A 2,143-nucleotide genomic window follows, 5' to 3' on the forward strand; every position below is an offset into this window, starting at 1 on the left:
GGGCCCTGCCGCTGCGTCGGGGACGGCGGTGGGGACGGCGGCAGCGAGGCCCGGCCGCGTCCGGTCAGCGTGCCCGGTCACCGCGCCCTGTCACCGCGTCCGGTCAGCGTGCCCCGTCCGGCGGGCGCGGGTCAGTCGGCGTGCTGCTCGCGCCAGGCGGACGGGGTGAGGCCGCGGGTGCGTTTGAAGGCGGTGCTGAAGGCGAACGCGTCCTGGTAGCCGACCCGGTGGGCGACGGCGGAGACGGTGAGCTCGGTGTCCCGGAGCAGGTCCGCGGCCAGCACCATCCGCCAGGCGGTGAGGTGGGCGAGCGGGGGTTCGCCCACCGCGCGGGTGAACTGGGCGGCGAAGGCCGTGCGGGAGCGGCCCACCCGGGCGGCGAGTTCGGCGACCGTCCAGCGGCGGTCCGGTTCGGCGTGCAGCAGCCGGATCGCCTCGCCCACCGCCGGGACGCCCAACGCGGCGGGCCAGGACGGCAGTTCGGTGTCCGGCCGGGTGTACCAGGCGCGCACGGCGAGCGCCAGGACCAGGTCGAGCAGGCGGTCCAGGACGACCTCCTGCCCCGGCTCCCGCCGGGCCGTCTCGGCGGCGAGCAGCCGCAGGGCCGCCCTCGTCCCGTCCCCGGCGGGCACCACGGCCACCGGCGGGAGCAGCCCCAGCAGGTGCGCGCCCGCCGCGCCCCGGAAGTCGTAGGCGCCGTGCAGCAGCGTGGTCGCGCCGGGCAGGCCGTCGCCGTACGTGCGCGGCCCGAGGCTGCGGTCGGCGGCCACGGCCGGGTCGAGGACCTGCTTGGTCCCGGCGCGGATCAGCACCTGCGGCGCCGTCCCGGGCCGGTCCGCCAGGACGTACCGCCCGGCGTCGCCGCGGATCAGGGCGAGGTCCCCGGGCGCGAGCAGGACGGGCACGAGCGGTGCGGCCGACACGAGCGGCGTGGTCGGCGCGGCCGGTGCGGGCGCGTCGGCCGGGTGCTCCGCGAAGCGGACGGAGGCGGGCCCGTCCAGCGCGGCGACCACGGTCAGCGCGGGCGGGTCCGCGAACGCCACCGACCACGGCGGCCGCTGGACGAGCTGGTGGACCCGGGTGTGCTCGGCGCGGGCCCGGTGCAGCAGATCGCTCAGGACGTCCATGACCGGCCAGGCTAGCCGCCCGGTGACGACGCGTCACCGGCGCCGGAGCGGCGACCCCGGCCCGGACGATGGCGAAGGGATCCGGGACGCGGACCCATGGGGCGTCCCGGCCCGACCGGGTTGGCTGGGGGCATGAACCGGATCCTCGTACTCGGCGGCACCGGCACCACCGGGCGCCGCGTCGCCCGCCGCCTCACCGCCCAGGGCCACCCCGTCCGCACCGCCGCCCGCAGCGGCGCAGACCACCGCCTCGACCTGGACGACCCCGCGGGCTGGGCCCCCGCGCTCGACCGGGTGGGCGCGCTCTACCTGGTCGAACCCGAACTGCGCCCCGCCACCGACCGGCGCGAGCGCCTCCCGCTGCTGGTGGAGCATGCGGTCGCGGCGGGCGTCCGGCGGCTGGTGTTGCTCTCCGCGCACGGCGTCGGCGAGGCCGACGACAGCCATCCGCTCAAGGCCGCCGAACGGGCCGTGCAGGACAGCGGCGCCGACTGGACGATCCTGCGGCCCGGCTGGTTCGCCCAGAACTTCAGCGAGACCTTCTGGCGGCCGGCCGTGCTGTCCGGCGTCCTCGCGCTGCCCACCGGCGACGGGCGCACCGCGTTCGTCGACGCCGAGGACATCGCCGAGGTCGCCGCCGCGGCCCTCGCCGAGAACGGCGACCGGCACGCCGGACGCGCCTACCAGCTGACCGGCCCGCGGGCGATCGGCTTCGGCGAGGCGGCCGACCTGATCTCCGCCACCACCGGCCGCCCCGTCCGCCACCAGGACGTCACCGCCGAGGAGTTCGTCGCCGCCTCGACCGCCCACGGCGTGCCCGCCGGGGCTGCCCGGCGGCTGGCCGGACTGCTGACCGACCTCCGCGAGGGCCGCGGCGCGGAGGTGTTCGACGGCGTCGAGGAGGCACTCGGCCGCCCGGCCCGTTCCTTCGAGGCGCACGTGGCGGAGGCGTCGGCGGCGGGGTGCTGGGCGCCTGCGGGCTGAGCCGCCGGTCGGTCGGTCGGCCGGTCGGTCGG

2 protein-coding genes are annotated in these 2,143 nt (G+C 78.6%); one reads left to right on the forward strand and one right to left on the reverse strand.

Going from position 1 to position 2,143, the window contains the following annotated elements; translation table 11 throughout:
- Positions 1–131: 131 nt before the first annotated feature.
- Positions 132–1,127, reverse strand: coding sequence for an AraC family transcriptional regulator (locus ACFUEL_RS38875; protein WP_380242806.1), 996 nt, complete (start codon positions 1,125–1,127; stop codon positions 132–134).
- Positions 1,128–1,259: 132 nt separating this feature from the next.
- Here ACFUEL_RS38875 and ACFUEL_RS38880 point away from each other — a divergent pair, with 132 nt between their 5' ends.
- The gene (locus tag ACFUEL_RS38880; protein ID WP_380242808.1) at positions 1,260–2,111 is read left to right on the forward strand and encodes an NAD(P)H-binding protein; all 852 of its coding nucleotides are present in this window, start codon (positions 1,260–1,262) and stop codon (positions 2,109–2,111) included.
- The last annotated feature ends 32 nt before the right edge of the window (positions 2,112–2,143 follow it).

This window comes from Kitasatospora sp. NPDC057198 (assembly GCF_042670125.1).
In the GTDB taxonomy this organism is placed as follows: Bacteria; Actinomycetota; Actinomycetes; order Streptomycetales; family Streptomycetaceae; genus Kitasatospora.